The following is a 20,235-nucleotide window of genomic DNA, read 5'->3' on the forward strand; positions in this document are numbered from 1 at the left end:
TAAGATACGCCTTCTTTTTACGGGAGGCACAATGCAATCGGCCAATACAAGTTCAACTAACCACTTCAGCTCACGCTTAGGTTTTATCATGGCGGCCGCAGGTAGCGCCGTTGGCGTCGGTAATATTTGGGGATTCCCCACCCAAGCGGCCACCCATGGTGGCGGCGCCTTTCTACTTGTGTACCTAGTGCTGATTTTCATCCTAGGCATTCCCATGCTGATGGCTGAACTCATGATAGGCCGCCACGGGCAAACTAACCCCGCCGATGCCATGGGCAAACTCGGCTTCAACTCGCTCACCCGCGGTTTAGGCAAGACCATAGGTTTGCTTTCCATAGTGACAGCGGGATTGATTTATACCTTCTACAGCATTCTCTCCGGCTGGTTTGTCAGCTTTACCATCGCGCCAATTGCCAAAGCTATGGGCTCGCACGACACCGCCGCTTGGCTAGTAGATTTTTCGCTGTCACGTAATCTGGTGTTTACACTGATCTTCAGCACGCTGGTTTTTCTGGTATTACTGCAAGGCGTGCAAGAAGGCATAGAAAAATGGTCGAAACGCTTAATGCCGTTATTACTGATCATGCTGATCGCGGGCGTGGCGTATATCTTCACCCTTAATGGCGCGAGCGAAGGGATAAGCGCGCTACTCACACCTAACTTTACCAAGGCACTGGCGCCAGATACCTTGATCAGCGCGCTCGGACAAACCTTCTTCTCCCTTACCATAGGCACAGGTGCCATGATGGTGTACGGCAGTTATCTGAGCCAAAAAGAGAATATCGCCAAACTGACCGTCTGGGTTGCCTTTACCGACAGCGGCATCGCCTTTCTCGCCGCCTTTTTAATCATCCCAGCCATGTATGTCGCCCAGCACAATGGCGTGCAGATTTTTAACGCCGAGGGCAAATTACTCGATTCGGATGCATTGGTGTTTACTGTCTTACCCGCGTTATTTTCCACCTTAGGTGACACAGCTAACCTTATCATCAGCGTGATTTTCTTTATTCTGCTGATCATCGCGGGTTTAACCTCGGCCATATCCATCGCCGAAGTGCCAACGAGTTATGTGATGCAAAAGTTCGGACTCAGCCGTCAACGCGCCACCTTGATCATCGGCCTATTGTTGACCTCATTATCCCTATTGCTGGCGGTATTTTTTGAGACGCTATTTAGTTTCACTATAATGCTGACCACCCAAATCGCCCAGCCGCTGGTCGCCCTCGGTATTGCGGTTTACTTAGGTTGGATTTGGCGCCAAACCCAACTGCTCAAGGCAATTCGTGGGCAAGAAGGTGTCGATAGCACAGGGCTTTTCTGGCGCATTTGGCCAAGATATGTAAAGTATGTTTGCCCAGTGCTGATTATCGCCATAGCAATCAGACAATTTGTGTAACCATTTGAAAAAATAAAAAATCCACGCTAATGGCGGGGATTTTTTATTTAGCAATTGATGCACTAATTAACTATTTTCAAATAATCAGCAAAGTCTTGCTGCCGCCAATAGTGAATGCGATGACAGCCGGATTTTTTCAATCTATCGATGACGTTGAACTGCTAGGGTAAGGCTGGATTGAAACGAAAGGGGATGTAAACAGCAGCCTTAAGAGATTAAGGCTGCTTTAAACACTGAGCTGATTACTGTTCGATACCCACGATTAACCAAGGTGAGTTGGCTTGCGCTACGTTACGCTCCAAATGCCATACTTCCTTAATGTCCTCTTCTACACCTTCAACGGTATCGCGATAGCGGCCGCTAAATTTAACACTCACTTCCGCAAGATTTGCATTGTGTGTGGCGCGGACAAGTTCTGCATCCAAAAACATCACTTCTGTGTGCTGATCGCCCACTAACTCGCGACGTTGGTTGCTGAGTTCATTGTAAAGATCAATAGAAACATACTCTTGGATTTTGCTTAAATCGTTTTCATTCCACGCCAATTGCAGGGTTTTGTAGTGACTACGAGCGCCTTCCAAAAAGCTTGGTAAATCAAAACCCGCGGGTAAATTAAAGGGCACATCGCTTATCGCTTGGCCAAAGCCATTGCTGCCGCTGTTTGCATTGGTGGCAAAACCTGTTTGTTCAGTCTGTTGGCGCTGTAGATTAGTACTTGGCTGACTCGCCCCTGCATAGGCCGGTCTTGGCTGCGCCCCCGCTTTTGAGGCCATCACAGTACGAACGATTTTGAATAGCACGAATGCCAGCAAACCGATAATCAAAATATCCATGATTTGAATATTTTCAAAACCACCGCCCATAAACAGCGCAGCCAATAAGCCACCTGCTAATAAACCGCCTAACATGCCGCCCATCATACCTTTTTTGCCCGGTGCTCCCGCTGGCGCCGTAGTCGGTGTGTTGGTCGCCGCTGGTTGAGCCGGAGCCGTTTGATGGCTTTTGCCGATAGATTTACTACCGCCGAATTTTTTCGCTTCAACGACTGGGCTAGTAACTAAGCTAACCGCAAAAATCATCGCCAGCATAATAAATAACTTTTTCATTTATAGGATCTTGTTCGTGTAATCTGAGGTGCTGCCATAATAGCGGGATGACATTATATGTCAATTAGCAAAAAGCGAAGGCTGATTGTCCTGTGCATATTTAGTGAGTTGCGATTAGCACTGTCATTCCAGTGACGCGCCAACTTTGGTTTAAAAATAAGTCATCCATGCGGGCTCGACGGCTGCATCTGCTGTATATGGACATACGAATGTCGCGATCACATGGATGTGAATGAGCGGCCAAGCCGCCAACAGTCACTTACATGCCAGTGCTTAATCCCATAAACTGCCGTACATTCTGATAGCCTGAACTACCCAAACCGAAGTCCAGACAGAGGTGACCATCTCAGCAGTCATATCTTTTGAATCAAGATTTAGAATAATCGCCATGAAGAAAAGATGCGTTTGTCCTATATTTTTTCATCTTTTTTAAAAAGAGATTATTTTTCTATTTTTCTATTTTTATAGATAAACTTGTACGGTTAATTAGTCAAATCTTAAAATAAATGCCATTGAAAGGGGTGCATCGTTTATTAATTTTGCAGAAGAGTTTTCTATTTCCTCAGACTCATCGTCGTCAGTAATTGAAACAAAACACACTGTCGAATTTAGCTCAATAGGCAGTTCTCTTTTTATTCTGATTAGTACATTTGATAATGTCTTAATTAGTTCATTTTTAAACTTTGCAAAGTTTATTTCTCGAGATGAGTCCTCTCGAAGCATCTTACTTATTTTGGAGAAGGCTCCCGCATTATATCCATCATAAAACCACTCAGATACTGCCCATCTATAGTAATTTTCACACTCTATGCTCTGATCTTCTTCAGCAACGAGAATGCTTTTAAGCTTACCCTCAGAGCTAGCACTTAATGATGCTGACATGGCACTACTGTCAGTGTAAAGAGATACCGCATAGAATGCCTCATCTTTATTTTCTAACAATAACATCTTGATTGTATCGTATGTAATTTCAAAGCATTTTTCTTCTAACTCAGTCCAGTCCATTATTCACTCCTTGTACTTAGCTTCAATATTTTCATTTTATGAGGCACTCAGTCCCATGCCGAATACTGATAATTATCATTTATCGCCTTAAAACTCACACCCGTTAAACCAAGAGCCTCGTACTCGTTTTTAAACTGAATAGAACATACAGAAGCCGCTATCTCGTTACAAAAGAATAAATGTTCACGAATATTATTCTTTATTTTAAATTTATCTATAGACTCATAATATGTCTTCTTTAACCCACGTTCCTCTTGCGTGTTCAATTTTCCAGAATCTAAGTCAATCGAGATAGTATAAGTGGACTCATCCTTATCTAAGATAGACAAATAACTTAGTGGAAAAAATAAAAAGTACTTTTTCTGCGGCCGAACTCCTCGATGCAGGTTAATATCGACAGGAATACGAATACACTTAACATTTAATTTTTCACACAAGTATAACATTTCATTAAAAACTAAATTTTCATCAACCAAATAATCACCATTCAGTTGATATGTTTTTGCTTTAAGAGAATAAGCATTTAAAAAATCACCCTCACATGGTGGTGAGTCATAAAACTCATAGTCAGGTAGCTCAGGAGTCCAATGTTTATCCATAAAATACGGTATTCCCTTACCATCAGGATCTGATTGCACAATAAAAAATGGCTGTAGATTTATACTCATAATAACTACCCTGTAATAGGTTAAAAGTTTAATGTCCCTAAGAAAGCATTAGCACAAACTTGAATTTATTTTAAACATCGTTTTACTCTGTTGCCAGCAATAATATTCCCTCGCAAGTCAAAAAAGCTTAACGAACCACCATTATTAAATTCTTGGTATTAATTTCTCGGAATGCATAATTATAAATAACAGACTATCAGGTATACCAAGGGTTTAACGGGATTAAGCACTGTCGTGGAAGTGACCATTGGCGGCATGGTCGCTCATTCACATCCATGTGTTCGCGACATTCTATGCTTGTTATAAATCTAGCCATATACAGCAGATACCGCCGTAGGGCCGATAGGGTCAACGTATTTTTTAAACTAAAGTCGGCGAGTCACTGGAATGACAGTGCTAAATCAATATTACCTACTGCCAAAAGCGACTTTATTAACAAAATTAAAAAATCCCCGCATTTCGGGGATTTTCGTTTAATCAAAACCACTAAAACTAACTAAGTTACAAACACTTTCCATCCGATGAATCATCGGAAGAAAGTGCTCGGCTGATGCCGCCAAAGATGACACTCAAGAAGCCAATACTGACATCTTTTTGTCGCTCATCTGCGCTGCCCGTATCGTGGCCGCTCGCGTCGCGCATGCTTTGATTATTGTTGGTTCCGCGCACAAAATCGCAGGACGCATTGCTGGTATTATTCACCGAGCAGGCACTGAGCAAAGCGATCATTAGCCCGCAAAAGGCAAGGCGTAATCTTGGCATATTAGTTCAACACCTCTTCTAATGCCTTGAGGCATAAGGCGACATTTTCACGACGGGCACCGAAGCCCATAAGGCCAATGCGCCATGCTTTGCCCGCAAGAGCACCAAGGCCGGCGCCAATTTCGAGGTTATAATCTTTAAGCAAACGAGTCCGCACAGCGGCATCATCAACGCCTTCGGGGATATAAATGGCATTGAGTTGTGGCAAGCGCGAATCTTCGGCCACCACAAAGTTAAGCCCTAACTTTTCAAGCCCAGCACGCAGCACTAAATGCATTTCGTGGTGGCGTTGCCACGCATTCTCTAAGCCTTCGGCCGCTAACATACGCAGGGATTCATGAAGTGCATAAAGCGCATTCACTGGCGCAGTGTGATGGTAACTACGTTTGCCTCCCGCGCTGGTCCAATAGGCCATCACTAAGCTTTGATCGAGGAACCAACTTTGCACTGGGGTCTTGCGATTCTTGAGTTTTTCGACGGCTGCAGGCGAGAAAGACACGGGCGATAAACCCGGTACACAGGAAAGGCACTTTTGACTGCCAGAATAAATAGCATCTATGCCCCATTCATCGACTCTTAACTCAACGCCGCCAAGGGAAGTCACCGCATCAACTATGCTCAAACAGCCATAGGTTTTGGCTAATGCGCACAGAGTTTTGGCATCGGACAAGGCGCCAGTTGAGGTTTCGGCGTGCACAAAGGCTAAAAATTTGGCATCGGGATTGGCTTTCAGCGCAGCTTCAACCGCTGCAGGATCAACAGGTGTGCCCCACTCATTGTCCACCAGCACGGCAATGGCGCCCATACGCTCGACGTTTTGGCGCATACGCTCACCAAACACACCGTTACGACAGACAATTACCTTCTCACCCGGCTCGACTAAGTTAACGAAACAGGTTTCCATGCCCGCACTGCCCGGCGCTGATACCGCCATGGTCATTTCGTTTTTAGTTTTGAAGGCGTATTGGATCAGACTCTTAAGCTCATCCATCATGCCCACAAACAGCGGATCTAAATGACCGACCGTAGGTCTCGACTGCGCCGCAAGCACTTCGGGATAAACATCCGATGGGCCTGGGCCCATTAAAATACGGCGAGGAGGATTAAAAGCGGTAAAACGCGGTGCTGGTAACATCATGTCTCCTTAATGCGTGTAGGTGTAGGTCGAAGTCTAGTTATTATTCGTTAGCCAATCGTCAGCGGATTAAGTCAGCGACTTAACAGTGGCGCGCTAATCGGCGGCTAGAGTATTAAGTCTACAAAACTACCACAAAAAGGAGCGCCTGTGCGCTCCTCCTTTAGCCTTAGTTATGACTAACATAACTATCACGCGCATGGTGCGCTAAGGTTGTAATGCCTTGTTGCCGTTACCCGCATTTAAAAACAGCTGATAGGCAGGACTTTGAGTTTCCTCTTGATAGACAAAACCCAGTTCAGTTAAAAAATGTTGGAACGGCAAGGCATCACTCGCGGGTACTTCAAATCCCGCCAGCACTCGGCCAAAGGCCGCGCCGTGGTTACGATAATGGAACAGACTGATGTTCCATTTGCTCTGCAAGGTAGTTAAAAACTTCAGTAGCGCGCCGGGATGTTCGGGGAACTCGAAGCTAAATAAACGCTCCTCTAAAGGCTCAGGTGGATGACCGCCAACCATATAACGCACATGCAATTTCGCGGTTTCATCACCGGATAAATCCTGCACTTCAAAACCATTGGCCTCTAAGGTGGTAATGATTTGTTCTAGCTCACCTTGGCCTCGGCTTAAGCGAATGCCGGCAAACACCACGGCAAGATCACGACTGCTGAAACGATAGTTAAACTCTGTCATCACCCGCTTATCGAGCAACTCACAGAATGTTAAGAAACTTCCCGGACGCTCAGGGACTTTCACCGCCAGTACCGCTTCTTTTTGCTCGCCAAGCTCACAACGTTCCGACACATAACGCAGACTGTGAAAATTCACATTCGCGCCACTTAAAATCGCTGCGACCTTTTCACCATTGCCGCAATCACCATGGGCATTAGCGCTGACATATTTTTTAAGCCCAGCTAAGGACAAGGCCCCTGCGGGTTCGGCGATCGCACGGGTGTCTTCGAAGATATCTTTCACCGCAGCGCAGATTTCATCTGAGGTGACAGTCACTACTTCATCGACATAAAGTTTCGCGACTCTAAACGGCTCAGTGCCTATACGTTTAACCGCCACGCCATCGGCAAATAAACCGACTTGCGCCAGTGTCACAGGTTCGCCCGCTTCCATCGCTGCCTTTAAACAGGCGGCGTCTTCTGGCTCGACGCCGACAATTTTCACCTGCGGCATTACCGCCTTGTAATAGGCTGCGATACCCGCTATTAAACCGCCGCCGCCCACGGGTACAAATACCACTTCGAGATCGCGCTGCTGCTGCAACATCTCTTGGGCGATAGTGCCTTGGCCTGCGATCACAGCTTCATCATCGAAGGGCGCGATATAGACTCGGCCCTCTTCTTTGGCCATCGCCATTGCAAAACCATTGGCTTGATCGAAGGCTTGGCCGTGCAATACCACGTTGCCACCTAAACGGCGCACAGCATCGACTTTAATATCGGGCGTCGTCTCGGGCATAACAATCACAGCATCCACACCGCGACTCGCCGCCGACATGGCTACACCCTGAGCATGATTGCCTGCCGAAGCGCACACCACACCGCGCTGACATTCTTCTTTCGTCAGCTGGGCGATACGGTTATAGGCACCGCGTAACTTGAAGGAATGCACTGGCTGCATATCTTCGCGCTTCAAAAATACCTGACAACCCAAACGCGCTGATAACTTGTTCATGCTGGAAAGCGGCGTCACTTTCGCTATGTCATACACAGATGACAACAGGATTTTTTGCAGATAGCTTTGTGCCAACTGAAAATGGGCTAAATCCGCCTGAGTTTGCGATGAGAGTGGCAACATAGATGCAGTAAACATAATTAGTCCTCCAGTTTACTGCGATCGCGCACCGCGCCCTTGTCGGCACTGGTGGCGAGCATGGCGTAGGCCTTAAGTGCGAGTGACACATAACGTTGGCGACCAATTGGTTTCCACGCCATTGGGCCAAGACTGTGCATTTTTTCACGGCGAGCATTGAGTTCAGCATCGCTTACCGCCAGCTTGATGCTGCGTTTTGGTATATCAATGTCGATGCGATCGCCATTTTCAATCAAGGCGATTGTGCCGCCAGCGGCCGCTTCGGGTGAGACGTGACCGATAGATAAACCAGAAGTACCACCAGAGAAACGACCGTCGGTGATCAGCGCGCAGGCCTTGCCTAAACCGCGTGATTTTAAGTAACTGGTTGGATACAACATTTCTTGCATACCCGGGCCACCTTTCGGGCCTTCGTAACGGATAACCACCACGTCACCCGCCACCACTTCACCGCCTAAAATGCCCGCCACGGCATCATCTTGGCTTTCATAGACGCGCGCCGAGCCAATAAAGGTCAGATTCGATTCATCCACGCCCGCGGTTTTAACGATACAGCCGTTTTCGGCCACGTTGCCCGACAATACGGCAAGCCCGCCCTCTTGGCTAAAGGCAAACTCACGGCTACGGATACAGCCTTCTTGTCTGTCATTATCCAGTGACGGCCAACGACAATCTTGGCTAAAGGCTTTAGTGGTCGGAATCCCCGCAGGCCCCGCCATAAAGAAGTGTTTTACTTTTTCATCTTGGGTCTGCATCACATCGTACTGGGCCAATACCGACTTTAAATTGCCGCCTTCATCGGCCGCCACATGGAACACATCGGTATGCAGTAATCCGGCTCTGTCTAGCTCACCCAAAATCCCCATCACCCCACCCGCACGGTGCACGTCTTCCATATGGTATTTAGGCGTCGATGGCGCAACCTTACAAAGGTGCGGCACAAGGCGCGACATACGGTCAATATCCGCCATGGTAAAATCAACATCGGCTTCCTGCGCGGCGGCCAATAAATGCAATACGGTATTAGATGAACCGCCCATGGCGATATCTAAGGTCATGGCATTTTCGAAGGCTTTGAAGTTAGCGATATTACGTGGCAATGCCGATTCATCATCTTGATGATAATAACGTTTTGCCAACGCCATCACGCGACGACCCGCTTCTAAAAACAGCTCACGGCGATCGGCGTGGGTTGCCAGCATAGAACCGTTACCCGGCAGCGATAACCCTAGGGCTTCGGTTAAACAGTTCATTGAGTTGGCGGTAAACATACCCGAACAAGAACCGCAGGTTGGGCACGCGCTACGCTCGATTTTAGCACTGTCTTCATCACTCACGTTCGAGTCGGCGCCCGCAACCATAGCATCGACTAAGTCGAGTTTGATGAGTTTATCCGACAGCTTAGTTTTACCCGCTTCCATCGGTCCGCCAGACACAAACACGACGGGAATATTGAGGCGCAGCGCCGCCATCAACATGCCGGGGGTGATCTTGTCGCAGTTGGAGATACACACTAAAGCATCGGCGCAGTGGGCGTTAACCATGTATTCCACACTGTCGGCGATAAGCTCGCGCGATGGCAGACTGTAAAGCATGCCGCCGTGGCCCATGGCGATACCGTCATCGACGGCGATCGTATTGAATTCTTTGGCGATACCGCCCGCTTCTTCGATGGCGCTCGCCACCAGTGAGCCCATGTCTTTTAAGTGCACGTGACCCGGTACAAACTGAGTAAAGGAGTTAGCAATGGCGATAATTGGCTTACCAAAATCATTGTCTTTCACCCCTGTGGCGCGCCATAGCGCACGGGCACCCGCCATATTGCGGCCTTCGGTACTGGTAGCTGAACGTAACTTTGGCATTGACTGTATCCTTTATCTCAAATCGAAAATCGTATTCTTAATTCATATGGCGCAGGCTTAAGCATTCGCCGTTTGTTGCAAGCTCAGCGGTAACAATACCTTACATTGAGTCACATCAATCAGTTTATTCAGCTGATTACTTAACAGTTCGATGGCACGTTCGCTATCGACTTCCATATCCAGCGACAGGCTCGCATCGTCATTCATGCGCATCTGCATTTGGGTAATCGTAAAGCCACGATGGCGAGTCACGCGCAGGACACGCTCAAGCACTTCGGGGCGTTGTTGAACCGTTAATTCCAGAGAGTGGATCATGTTTGTTTCTCCATTTCGTCCATCATATCGCTGTTTGATGCGCCGGGGGGCACCAGTGGCCAAACGTTAAAAGCATCGTCGATTGCAACGTGTAACAAATACGGGCCCTTAGCCGCTAACATTTCGGTTAAGGCTTCTTCCACTTCGTCGGAAGAAAAAATCGTGCGGCCGGGAATATCAAAAGCGGAGGCCAATAAGACAAAATCAGGGTTATCGGATAAATCCGTTTCACTGTAGCGCTCTTCAAAAAATAGCTGTTGCCACTGCTTCACCATGCCAAGCTTTTGGTTATCAACCAGCACGATTTTCACTGGTAGCTTGCGGCGTTTGATGGTGGTCAGCTCCTGCACATTCATCATAAAAGAACCATCGCCAGAGACCGTCACCACTGTCGCATCGGGACGGGCCACTTGCGCACCAATCGCGGCGGGCAAACCAAAACCCATAGTGCCTAAGCCCGCGCTGGACAGGTGATCCTCTGGACGGCGGAACCACATATGCTGGGCCACCCACATTTGGTGCTGACCTACATCGCAACAAACAACATTGTCCTCGGGTAACTTATTAGCTAAACGACGCAGCAGCGCAGGCGCATAGATCAAACTGCCGGGGTGTTGATAATCCCATTGATGCTTACGAGATAAATGCTCCACCTCGGCCTGCCAAGGCGTGATGTTCATCGACATGGCTAAGGCAGGCAAGATTTGACGTAAGTCACCGGCTATCGCCACCTCTGGCATACGTAACTTGCCCAGCTCAGCGGCGTCTATGTCTAAATGGATCACTTTGGCGTTGTCGGCAAAGCTCGCTAAACGGCCGGTGACTCTGTCGTCGAAACGGGCGCCAACCACGATCAGCAAATCACAATCCTGTACCGCTAAGTTAGCCGCCTTGCCACCATGCATACCTAACATGCCTAAGTAGCCGGGTGTGCCATGGGCGATACTGCCCAGCCCTTTCAAGGTTGCGACCGAAGGTATGCCCGTCACTTTGATAAACTCACGCAGTTGATCGACCGCGCCCGCCATGCCCACACCGCCACCGACATACAACATAGGTTGTTTCGCTTCAGCCAACAGCGCACGGGCGGCCTCGATATCACTCATCTCGGCTTGGGGTTCGTTGGTGACGGCCAGCAAAGGTGTACGGTATTCGAGGTGAGCGAGTTGGATATCCTTCGGGATATCGACCAACACAGGGCCAGGGCGGCCGGATGCGGCGATCTCAAAAGCTTGATACAAGGTTGGGATAAGATCGTTGATGTTTGTCACCATAAAACTGTGCTTAGTGCAGCTCAGTGACATGCCCAGCACGTCGATTTCTTGAAAGGCGTCGGTGCCGATAACGGCGGTGGAGACTTGGCCTGTGATGGCCACGATAGGCACTGAATCTAACAGCGCGTCGGCTAAGGAAGTGATCAGGTTAGTCGCGCCTGGACCTGAGGTCGCAAAGCACACGCCGGTTTTACCGCTGGCTCTTGCGTATCCTACGGCCGCAAAGGCGGCGCCTTGTTCGTGACGGCTGAGCAGATGTTCAACAGGGCTTCCATAGAGGGCATCGTATATTGGCATAATGGCACCACCTGGGTAACCAAACACTGTGGTGACTCCATGTGCTGCTAACACTTTGATTACCGCGTCTGCGCCTCTGATCATCTGCCCTGGTTCCATATTCTCTCTCGCTACGTTAGTCCTGAATTGCCGAAAATCGACGCTAATTTTTTACTCTTTCGAAGCTTAGAACCTTACTCTAGGCCCTGAAACGAAGAACCCCCCGGTCCTTTCGGAGCGGGGGGTTCTTTCGAAACTTTTAACCTTTTAGGTCTATCAGTTCGCCATGCGCCGCCCCCGCTGTGATTTAATAATCACGACGGTAATAATCACGAGAATGAGCTTGGCAGCTTGGTTAAACATCAATATGGATTCCTAATCGGTGTTTCTAAAATTGGGATATTGCATGAAAGTTAGTATCGCTTTGGGCTTTGCCCTAGCGCGAGCTATTAGCTTTACCATAAAGCAACGGCCAAACACAATAAAAAATATCTTTTGTCAAAAAAAATTCAGCTTCCCTGCCGAGACAATGCAAAACAACAAAGTAAAACGTTAACTGTTGAGCCTCAGTCGGCGCGATTCACCTACTGAACGATAGACTCACTAACTGTGTCGTTTTTGCCCGCTCGACAACCCACTGAACAGGAAAAAATTTGTTTATCACTAAGCTGATTCATCACTAAGCAAGCTCAAGATGCGCGTTTCACTATCTTGAGCTTGCTTGGGAACTGAGCTGAGACCCAAGTCCTTTGAGTCTCAACCCTCTCCCCCAATGCTGGGCTTAACTCACTATCACTTAAGCCTCAACAATGCTCTTCATATCAGTCATGTAACCGCGAAGCTCAGCGCCAACATATTCCACTGCTGTTTCACGAATCGCTTCGTTAACAGCAATGAGCGTTAGGTTGTCGACACCGGTTGCGCTGTCTTTCAGGCCAGCACCTAAATACTCAGATGACATGGCATTAACGTAGTCGCGCAGCATAGGTACGGCGGCGTGATTGAACAGGTAGCAACCGTATTCGGCTGTGTCTGAAATCACTACGTTCATTTCGTACAAACGCTTACGAGCAATCGTGTTAGCGATAAGTGGGGTTTCGTGCAGTGACTCGTAATAAGCCGACTCTTCCACAATACCCGCAGACACCATAGTGTCGAACGCCAGTTCCACACCCGCTTTGATCATAGCAACAAGGAAAATACCTTTGTCGAAATAGGTTTGTTCGTCGATATGCTCACTCGATACGGGCGCATTTTCGAAACCTGTTTCGCCAGTTTCCGCTCTCCAACGCAGCAAGTTCGCATCATCGTTCGCCCAGTCTTCCATCATAGTGCGTGAGAATTCGCCGCTGATGATGTCATCCATGTGCTTTTCAAATAGTGGCTGGAGGATTTCTTTTAAATCTTCTGCAATTTCAAATGCTTTAATCTTGGCTGGATTAGACAAACGGTCCATCATGTTAGTGATGCCGCCGTGTTTCAGCGCTTCAGTGACCGTTTCCCAACCTTGCTGGATAAGCTTGGCCGCATAGCCTGGCTCAACGCCATCGGCGATCATTTTCTCGTAACCTAAGATGGCACCCGTCTGCAACATACCGCACAGAATGGTCTGTTCGCCCATCAGATCCGATTTCACTTCTGCGATGAAAGACGACAGTAAAACACCGGCTCTGTCTCCACCCGTTGCGCTAGCGTAGGCTTTAGCAATCTCTAAACCGTCACCGTTTGGATCGTTTTCTGGGTGAACCGCGATAAGGGTAGGCACACCAAAACCACGTTTGTATTCTTCACGCACTTCAGTACCTGGGCACTTAGGCGCAACCATCACCACAGTGATGTCGGAACGAACTTGCATACCCTCTTCAACGATGTTGAAGCCGTGTGAGTAAGACAAGGTAGAGCCTTGCTTCATCAGTGGCATAACCGCGTTAACCACGTTTGAATGCTGTTTGTCCGGCGTCAGATTAAGGACCAGATCCGCCGCGGGGATTAATTCTTCAAAGGTACCGACACGGAAACCGTTATCGGTTGCTTTTTGCCATGAGGCACGTTTCTGTTCAATCGCTTCAGGACGCAGGGCAAAAGAGATATTCAGACCCGAATCACGCATGTTCAAGCCTTGGTTAAGACCTTGAGCACCACAACCTAAAATAACAATATTCCAATCTTTGATGTAGTTACAGCCGTCGCTAAACTCAGAACGACCCATGAAACGACATTGGCCAAGCTGTGCTAATTGTTGACGTAAATTCAGAGAGTTAAAATAGTTAGCCATCTGATATACCACCTATAAGTCAGAAATTTTGGACGCAACCAAACTAACATAATGTTACGACTTGGTTGTGATTGAAATCACTATAACCCATGCTTATCATTGCTTAAAATGATATATTCGGAACTTCATATTGCATTATTCGCAACGTCAGCCGCAATAACGCTCAGTAACACTGGCAGCAACATCGGCGGCAATATGCAGCACTCAGGCTCAGGCTAAACAGGATAAGTTATGGATATTCGTACCCTCAAATTGTACCTGCACTTATGTGACAGTTTGCACTTCGCCAAGACGGCGGAGCAGATGCATGTGAGCCCATCAACCTTAAGCCGAGCCCTGCAAAGATTAGAAGAGGAAGTAAACGCTAAGTTGTTAGAGCGGGATAATCGCAGCGTGACCTTAACCCACGCGGGACACGAGTTTAAGCGATTCGCCGAGCAGACCTTGAACCATTGGAGCACCCTCAAGCTCAGTATCGATCTCAAGCAGGACGTGCTACGCGGTCGGCTGAATCTGTATTGCTCGGTCACCGCTGCTTACAGTCATTTACCGGGTTTATTGGATTTATTCCGCCAAGAACATCCCTTCGTCGAGATTGCTTTAACCACGGGAGATGCAGCCAACGCGCTAGCAGAAGTGCAGCAGAATCGCGCCGATATCGCCATCGCCGCCCTGCCCGATCCGTTTCCCAGCAGCTTACACTTTGCCAAAATCGACGATGTGCCGCTGTCGATTATCGCACCGACGATCCGCTGTGCAGTACAGCAACAAGTTAGCCAAACGCCCATCGATTGGTCGAGCGTACCCTTTATCATCCCAGATCACGGCCCAGGACGGCGCCGCGCCGATAACTGGTTCAAACAAATGGGCATCAGCCCTAATATTTACGCCCAAGTCTCGGGACAGGAAGCGATCGCCTCTATGGTAGCGTTAGGTTGCGGCGTGAGCATGAGCCCCGAAGTGGTGATCAATAATAGCCCAGTGCGAGATCGCATTCAGCTACTCTCGTCGCCGGTTGCTATTCCATCGTTCGAGTTAGGTTGCTGCTGCAAGGTGAAACGACTTGATGATCCCATCGTTAATGCGTTTTTGGATGTGATTTAAACGGGGAAGTAATACAAAATAAAAGTGCGAGTGAATAGTTTCAACGAGATAGAAAACCGAAACGGCTCTCAAAAAGCTAAAAACTTAGCTAAAGAGAACCGCTTCACTATCGAACAGTTGCGATCAAATTGGTGCTAACGAGCTATTGCCACAGGATTACACATCCGGCGAGTTGAGCTTATCAATAGGATCGATACGGGTCACCAATAGCTGATCGACCTTGTACGAATCGATATCGACCACCTCAAATTTATAGCCCGCATAGTTCACGAAATCCGTACGCTTAGGGATTTTACGCAGCATATACATCATAAAACCAGCAATGGTTTCGTAGTTCTGATTATGCGGAAACTCCTCAATACCAAAGGCGCGCATTACGTCGGTAATAGGCGTCACACCGTCGACTAACCAAGAGTTGCTATCACGGGCGATGATCTGCTCTTCGCTCTCGTGCAATGACCAAGCCCCCATTACGGCGCGCTGTAGATCGTTAGTAGTAACAATCCCCACCACTAAGGCGTATTCGTTCATTACCACGGCAAAATCGGCGCGACTATTTTTAAAGTATTCCATCGCTTCTGACAGGCTCAGCGTATCGGGAATGATCAGCGAAGTATGGATTAAGTTACTGCCTTTTAAGATGATATTCTCACCGTTGATCACACGGATCAGCAATTCTTTCGCATCCACGAAGCCTTTGATCATATCCAACTGACCATCGCAGACGAGGAACTTAGTATGGGGATCTTCAGAAATTTTACGCTTGATATCTTCTTCACTGTCTTGCAGTAAAAAGTACACTAAGCTTTCACGGGCCGTCATGGCCGAAGTCACAGAAACGGTTTGCATTTCAAACACATTTTCCATCATCTGTTGCTCACCGCGATCTAGCACCCCAGCTTCGGCACCCGCATTCATGACGGCATAAATGTCGTCGGAGGTGATGGCATCGTTACGCACGGTTGGGATCTGCAGCAGTTTAAAGATACCACTCGCCATGCCATTGAAAAACCACACTAATGGGCGTAATAGCACAATACAGAAAGACATAGGCCCGACAACAGCTAAAGCGACAGGCTCAGGCATCGCCATGGCAATGCGTTTTGGCATTAAATCGGCGACTAAAATAAAGGCGCTGGTTACCGTTATGAAGGATAAAACAAAGCTCAATTGGCTCAGCCAAGGCTCGGCAACTAAAGGGGAAAGCAACTGATAGAAGTAAGGCCGAAATGCCGACTCACCCACAATACCGCCCATGATGGCAACGGCATTAAGACCAATTTGTACTACCGTAAAAAAGCTACCGGGAACGGCTTGTAACTGCAGCACTTTTTCTGCTCGTGCATCGCCCTCATCGGCTAACTGACGTAAACGAATTTTACGTGAAGCGGCAAGTGCAATTTCTGACATAGAGAAAAAACAACTCGCGCCGATTAGACACAATATAATCATCACGTTATCAAAGAGACTCATGTAACACCTTTCATTTAACACTGGACTAACTAGGACCAACTCGCGCTTTATTGCTCGCGAGTCAGTTGAATTCATTGTATTTGAGCAAAGTTTGCTTTGTCTGGTCGCTGCACAACAAGATTGTATTGACCACTTTCACCCCAAAGATGAATGAGCGCTTAGATGACAATCCTTAGGGTGCACTCAGTATATCTGCAAATTCACGAGTTATGCGTGACTCCGCTCTCGCAGCCCACGCATAGCGCTAATGCACTTGCATCATTTAAGTAATGTTTTATGTCGAAGCGACTGAATATACAGCATTTAATTATTTTACTCGACTCGATGACATTAGACATCCGAGCGCGGTGGCTTTGATATTGAGCTGCTAGAACGTACATTTAAGCCAATAGAATTGACTATGCAGTCGTGGCTTTGCTTAGTTGCGTTACGTAAAATACGTCCAGAATGGCAGCATGGATGTCACTCAGAGTGCATCGCTAAATCGACAATAGGCGACAGATTATATCTCATCTGCCGCCTAATATTACCTCACCTTGAGTAATTTTTATCTTAGCGACTTATCTACCGCTATGTTTCATATAAATGTTATCAATTAGTTAGCATGATTGAGGGCGTCTGTGGCGTAGTGATGCAAACCGAATATGCCTCCAATTTTGCAGCATAGCACCTAGACTCTTGAAGCTCAGTAGCCAATCCAGCAACGCGTTGGGATATCTTGGCGAAAGAGTAACATCACCTTCAACCGGCTCCCATTAAATCACTTCAACCTCGACTCTATTGCGACCCTTATCCTTAGCGCGATAGAGGCAAACATCGGCGCGGCGTAATACGTCGGCCATCTTAAACCCCGAGATCTTATCTAATGGCAAAAACACGCTGCCAATACTGATCGTCACCACAGCCAAGGGAGATACTTGATGGGGAATATTGAGTTGCTCAACGAGATAACACAGTTGCGTAGCAATAGCCGTTAACTGTGCTGGCGTGACCTGCTCGACGACCAAAGCAAACTCTTCACCACCAATGCGAGCCAATAGAGCATTGTGCGGCAGGATATCGCACTGTGCTAAGGCATCTGCCACTCGCTTGAGCACAGTATCGCCTTCAAGATGACCATAAGTGTCGTTGTAGGATTTGAAATAATCGATATCTAACATTAACAATCCCGCTGGAGTGTTAGCTTGTAGCACAGTAGCTAATCTTTCGGTAAAGGGTCGTCTATTAGCTAAGCCAGTTAACTCATCGGTTTCAGCCATCACCTTTAATTGGCTATTCGCGGCAACCAGCGCTTGTTGTAGCACTATCATCTGACGCTCTTTCTGTTCGCGTAGCAGTAACTCGTTCAATGCGGAGGCGAATTGGGTCAGCATATTCTTTTTCTGGGCGTTCCAATTTAATGGCCGCGACACAGTCGACAGCGAGAGCAATCCCAATAACTCCCCAGCATTTTTAATCGCAAAGGCGGCAATCGAACATATCCCCACGGATTTCATTACCTCATATTCCTGTGGTGAAAAAGCCTTTAACGCCTCAAGATCCTCAATCACTAAGGTCGATTCCGTCTCGAATTTTTTAGCCAGTTGAGCAATATTATCTACCGAAATCACTTGGACCTTATTTGCGTGTAAGTCACTGGTCCAAAAGCTGCGGTAATAGGCATGCTGCTGATAAAATTCGAGAAGACTCACCCTTTCAACATCAAATAACTGACCTATTTTGTGGCATACTTCAGTTAAGGTTTTATCCACATTGCAGGTATCTATGCTCAAAAATTGCAACGAAATCTCTGCCAACAATTGATTCGACTGCGACTGCCAATCTAATTCTTTAGTTCGTTCTTTGACTAAGTCAGACAATAAATGCTGCTGTTGTTGCAGTGCACGTTGCTGACGTTTATTGATGGCTAAATCATTACGTATCCTTTGATACATATCCTTAAGTGACAATGCAACATGGGCTATTTCATCGGGTCTTGCGGTTACCGTCTCGGGTACAGATAACTTTTTTAACGAGTTAAGATTGATTTTATTAGTGAAATCTTCCAGTGCCGACAATCTATCTGTCACCATGAGTCGCACTAAGGTCAAAATCAAATAAATCATCAACAGGGTCTTTAACCCATTACCGAGCACGATAAAAATCAACTGCCGCCACAGTTCGTAGTAAAGCCGATTGGTATCTAACCCTACGGTCAAAGTCGCTATCGACTGCTCTTGATAGGTCACAGGATAGTGAAATAGAGTTTGCGACTCATCATCGGTTAACAAAGGTTTACCCAGATGCATAGTGACGCCATCGATACTGTCTAAATGTACACTCGACACTAATGGCATCATCCCCAGTCCAGAGAGCAAATCCGATAACAAGCTACGGTCGACGTCCCACAGTGACTTAGCCACGCTTGGCAAAATAGATTCTGAATACTCGCGGATATCCGAAGTCGCATTATCGATACTATCCTGATAGTTCCAAATCAACTGTACCAGCATAGTTAACACAGCAAAAAACGAGCTCACCCCAATAATAATCAGCGTCATCTTGTGGCTAATAGAATGATTATGATGCTTCATGTACACCTGTTATTACGCCTTAAGGGGCAACTTATTCAAAATCTGAGACTGGAAAATCTGTGGCCAATCTCGAGCAACTAACATTTGATAAAATGCCGAATCTGGTTGCAAAACACCGAACAAGGCAACATTGTCATAGGGGAGATATTTTTTATGCTGCTGATAATATTGCAATTCGACCAAACCTAAAGCGCCAACCAAAAAATGCCCGCCACCAATAACACTCACAGAGTGCTGGCGACAAAGCTGTAAAATCTCAGGTGAAGTATTGATCGTACCGACAAATACATCTTTACCAGACACCAAACCTTTTTCCTTCAATGCCTTAAGCACCCCAATCGCCATACGATCACTGGCGGTCCAAATCACATTCAGATCAGGATAACGATTCAGCAGGGTTAACGCTTGCCCATAAGCCACAGCCTCACTCCATTGGCCATAAACCGTTTGAGTCAGAGTGGCATTGGACTGCATAAAGAAATAGTCACTGGCGCCTTGGGTTCGTAGCACTGAAGCAGGCGTCGATTTATCGCCCGAAATCAACAGAACTTTAGCCGCCTTTCCCTCTAAGTCGTCCATTAAGGCCTTAGCGGTCGCCGAACCAATAGCGTAATTATCGGGAATAATGGCGGGTAACAGATATTCTTGCCAATGGGGATCTTGCAGCAAGGCATCACGCTCGCCAGGGGAAATATCATTTAAAATCAATTGCACATAGACAGGGTGAGGATAAAGCGCCTGCAGCATTTTTATCGCGGATTGTTTTTCATTAACCAGAATAACGTAATTAGGTAACGCCTTTGCAGAAGCTAACAACTCATCGAGTTGGGTGATCATCTTGAAGTGATTGCGATCGGAATGAATGATATCGAGTTTAATATCGAGTGTCGTCGATGCCGCCAACATCAATTGGTCGACATCTCCCCAAAAACTGTCATCGACAGCCCCAGGATTAAAAAAAACCACATCGAGTTTTGCCCATGCTGCCCCACCAAAACCCGCAGTACAGATAAACACACACGCTAACATCCACGAACGCATAGGCGAGTTCTCCTCGACCATGTTCCCTCAAATGTCATCCTTCACAAGAGGTCACTTTATTATTATCGATTCACAACCTTGTTACCGCATCGCCGCCCAAAATGTTGCTAAAATCGGCAGCAGATGTTTCGATTAAACCACAAAAT

The 20,235-nt window shown here is 47.2% G+C and carries 15 protein-coding genes; 2 read left to right on the forward strand and 13 right to left on the reverse strand.

The window, feature by feature from the left end; genetic code table 11:
- Nucleotides 1-31 precede the first annotated feature (31 nt).
- Entirely contained in the window at nucleotides 32-1,396 is a 1,365-nt protein-coding gene (locus RA178_RS20170; protein WP_306683569.1) for a sodium-dependent transporter, read from the forward strand.
- A gap of 242 nt (nucleotides 1,397-1,638) precedes the next feature.
- Here RA178_RS20170 and RA178_RS20175 read toward each other — a convergent pair whose 3' ends face one another.
- The 10 genes from RA178_RS20175 to ilvC form a co-directional block, all read right to left on the reverse strand.
- Entirely contained in the window at nucleotides 1,639-2,502 is an 864-nt protein-coding gene (locus RA178_RS20175) for a Tim44 domain-containing protein (RefSeq protein WP_263141173.1), read from the reverse strand.
- 486 nt (nucleotides 2,503-2,988) lie between these two features.
- The gene (locus RA178_RS20180; protein ID WP_306683571.1) at nucleotides 2,989-3,507 is read right to left on the reverse strand and encodes a DUF4303 domain-containing protein; all 519 of its coding nucleotides are present in this window, start codon (nucleotides 3,505-3,507) and stop codon (nucleotides 2,989-2,991) included.
- A 47-nt stretch (nucleotides 3,508-3,554) separates the two neighbouring features.
- A complete protein-coding gene (locus tag RA178_RS20185; RefSeq protein ID WP_306683572.1) occupies nucleotides 3,555-4,175 on the reverse strand; it encodes a hypothetical protein in 621 nt (206 codons plus the stop codon).
- Between the two features lie 501 nt (nucleotides 4,176-4,676).
- Complete coding sequence (locus tag RA178_RS20190) at nucleotides 4,677-4,937, reverse strand: hypothetical protein (protein ID WP_306683573.1); 261 nt, start codon at nucleotides 4,935-4,937, stop codon at nucleotides 4,677-4,679.
- Nucleotide 4,938: 1 nt separating this feature from the next.
- Nucleotides 4,939-6,072, reverse strand: coding sequence for a pyridoxal-phosphate-dependent aminotransferase family protein (locus RA178_RS20195; protein ID WP_306683574.1), 1,134 nt, complete (start codon nucleotides 6,070-6,072; stop codon nucleotides 4,939-4,941).
- A gap of 207 nt (nucleotides 6,073-6,279) precedes the next feature.
- The gene (gene ilvA / locus RA178_RS20200; RefSeq protein ID WP_306685433.1) at nucleotides 6,280-7,881 is read right to left on the reverse strand and encodes a threonine ammonia-lyase, biosynthetic; all 1,602 of its coding nucleotides are present in this window, start codon (nucleotides 7,879-7,881) and stop codon (nucleotides 6,280-6,282) included.
- A 17-nt stretch (nucleotides 7,882-7,898) separates the two neighbouring features.
- Nucleotides 7,899-9,758, reverse strand: a complete 1,860-nt coding sequence (ilvD, locus tag RA178_RS20205) for a dihydroxy-acid dehydratase (protein ID WP_306683575.1) — start codon at nucleotides 9,756-9,758, stop codon at nucleotides 7,899-7,901.
- Nucleotides 9,759-9,815: 57 nt separating this feature from the next.
- On the reverse strand, nucleotides 9,816-10,073 hold the full coding sequence (gene ilvM, locus RA178_RS20210; protein ID WP_006083459.1) for an acetolactate synthase 2 small subunit: 258 nt from the start codon (nucleotides 10,071-10,073) through the stop codon (nucleotides 9,816-9,818).
- Nucleotides 10,070-11,743, reverse strand: a complete 1,674-nt coding sequence (ilvG, locus tag RA178_RS20215; RefSeq protein WP_306683579.1) for an acetolactate synthase 2 catalytic subunit — start codon at nucleotides 11,741-11,743, stop codon at nucleotides 10,070-10,072. Before ilvG ends, ilvM begins: the two co-directional genes overlap by 4 nt.
- 676 nt (nucleotides 11,744-12,419) lie before the next feature.
- Nucleotides 12,420-13,898: a ketol-acid reductoisomerase gene (gene ilvC, locus RA178_RS20220; protein ID WP_306683581.1), complete on the reverse strand. Its 1,479-nt coding sequence runs from the start codon at nucleotides 13,896-13,898 to the stop codon at nucleotides 12,420-12,422.
- Between the two features lie 231 nt (nucleotides 13,899-14,129).
- On the opposite strand from ilvC, the gene ilvY reads away from it, so the two are divergent.
- Nucleotides 14,130-15,002: an HTH-type transcriptional activator IlvY gene (gene ilvY / locus RA178_RS20225; protein ID WP_306683582.1), complete on the forward strand. Its 873-nt coding sequence runs from the start codon at nucleotides 14,130-14,132 to the stop codon at nucleotides 15,000-15,002.
- Between the two features lie 156 nt (nucleotides 15,003-15,158).
- Here the strand turns inward: ilvY and paeA are convergent, their stop codons facing one another.
- From paeA to RA178_RS20240, 3 genes are all read right to left on the reverse strand, one after another.
- Nucleotides 15,159-16,475, reverse strand: coding sequence for a polyamine export protein PaeA (gene paeA, locus RA178_RS20230; protein WP_105250472.1), 1,317 nt, complete (start codon nucleotides 16,473-16,475; stop codon nucleotides 15,159-15,161).
- Nucleotides 16,476-17,230: 755 nt separating this feature from the next.
- Nucleotides 17,231-19,015 carry a GGDEF domain-containing protein gene (locus tag RA178_RS20235; protein ID WP_306685434.1) on the reverse strand — a complete coding sequence of 595 codons (1,785 nt, stop codon included), beginning with the start codon at nucleotides 19,013-19,015 and terminating at the stop codon, nucleotides 17,231-17,233.
- Between the two features lie 45 nt (nucleotides 19,016-19,060).
- The gene (locus tag RA178_RS20240; protein WP_173248009.1) at nucleotides 19,061-20,089 is read right to left on the reverse strand and encodes an ABC transporter substrate-binding protein; all 1,029 of its coding nucleotides are present in this window, start codon (nucleotides 20,087-20,089) and stop codon (nucleotides 19,061-19,063) included.
- Between the last annotated feature and the right edge of the window lie 146 nt (nucleotides 20,090-20,235).

Origin of the sequence: Shewanella oncorhynchi (genome assembly GCF_030848765.1) — a bacterium.
Classification (GTDB): Bacteria; Pseudomonadota; Gammaproteobacteria; order Enterobacterales; family Shewanellaceae; genus Shewanella; species Shewanella oncorhynchi.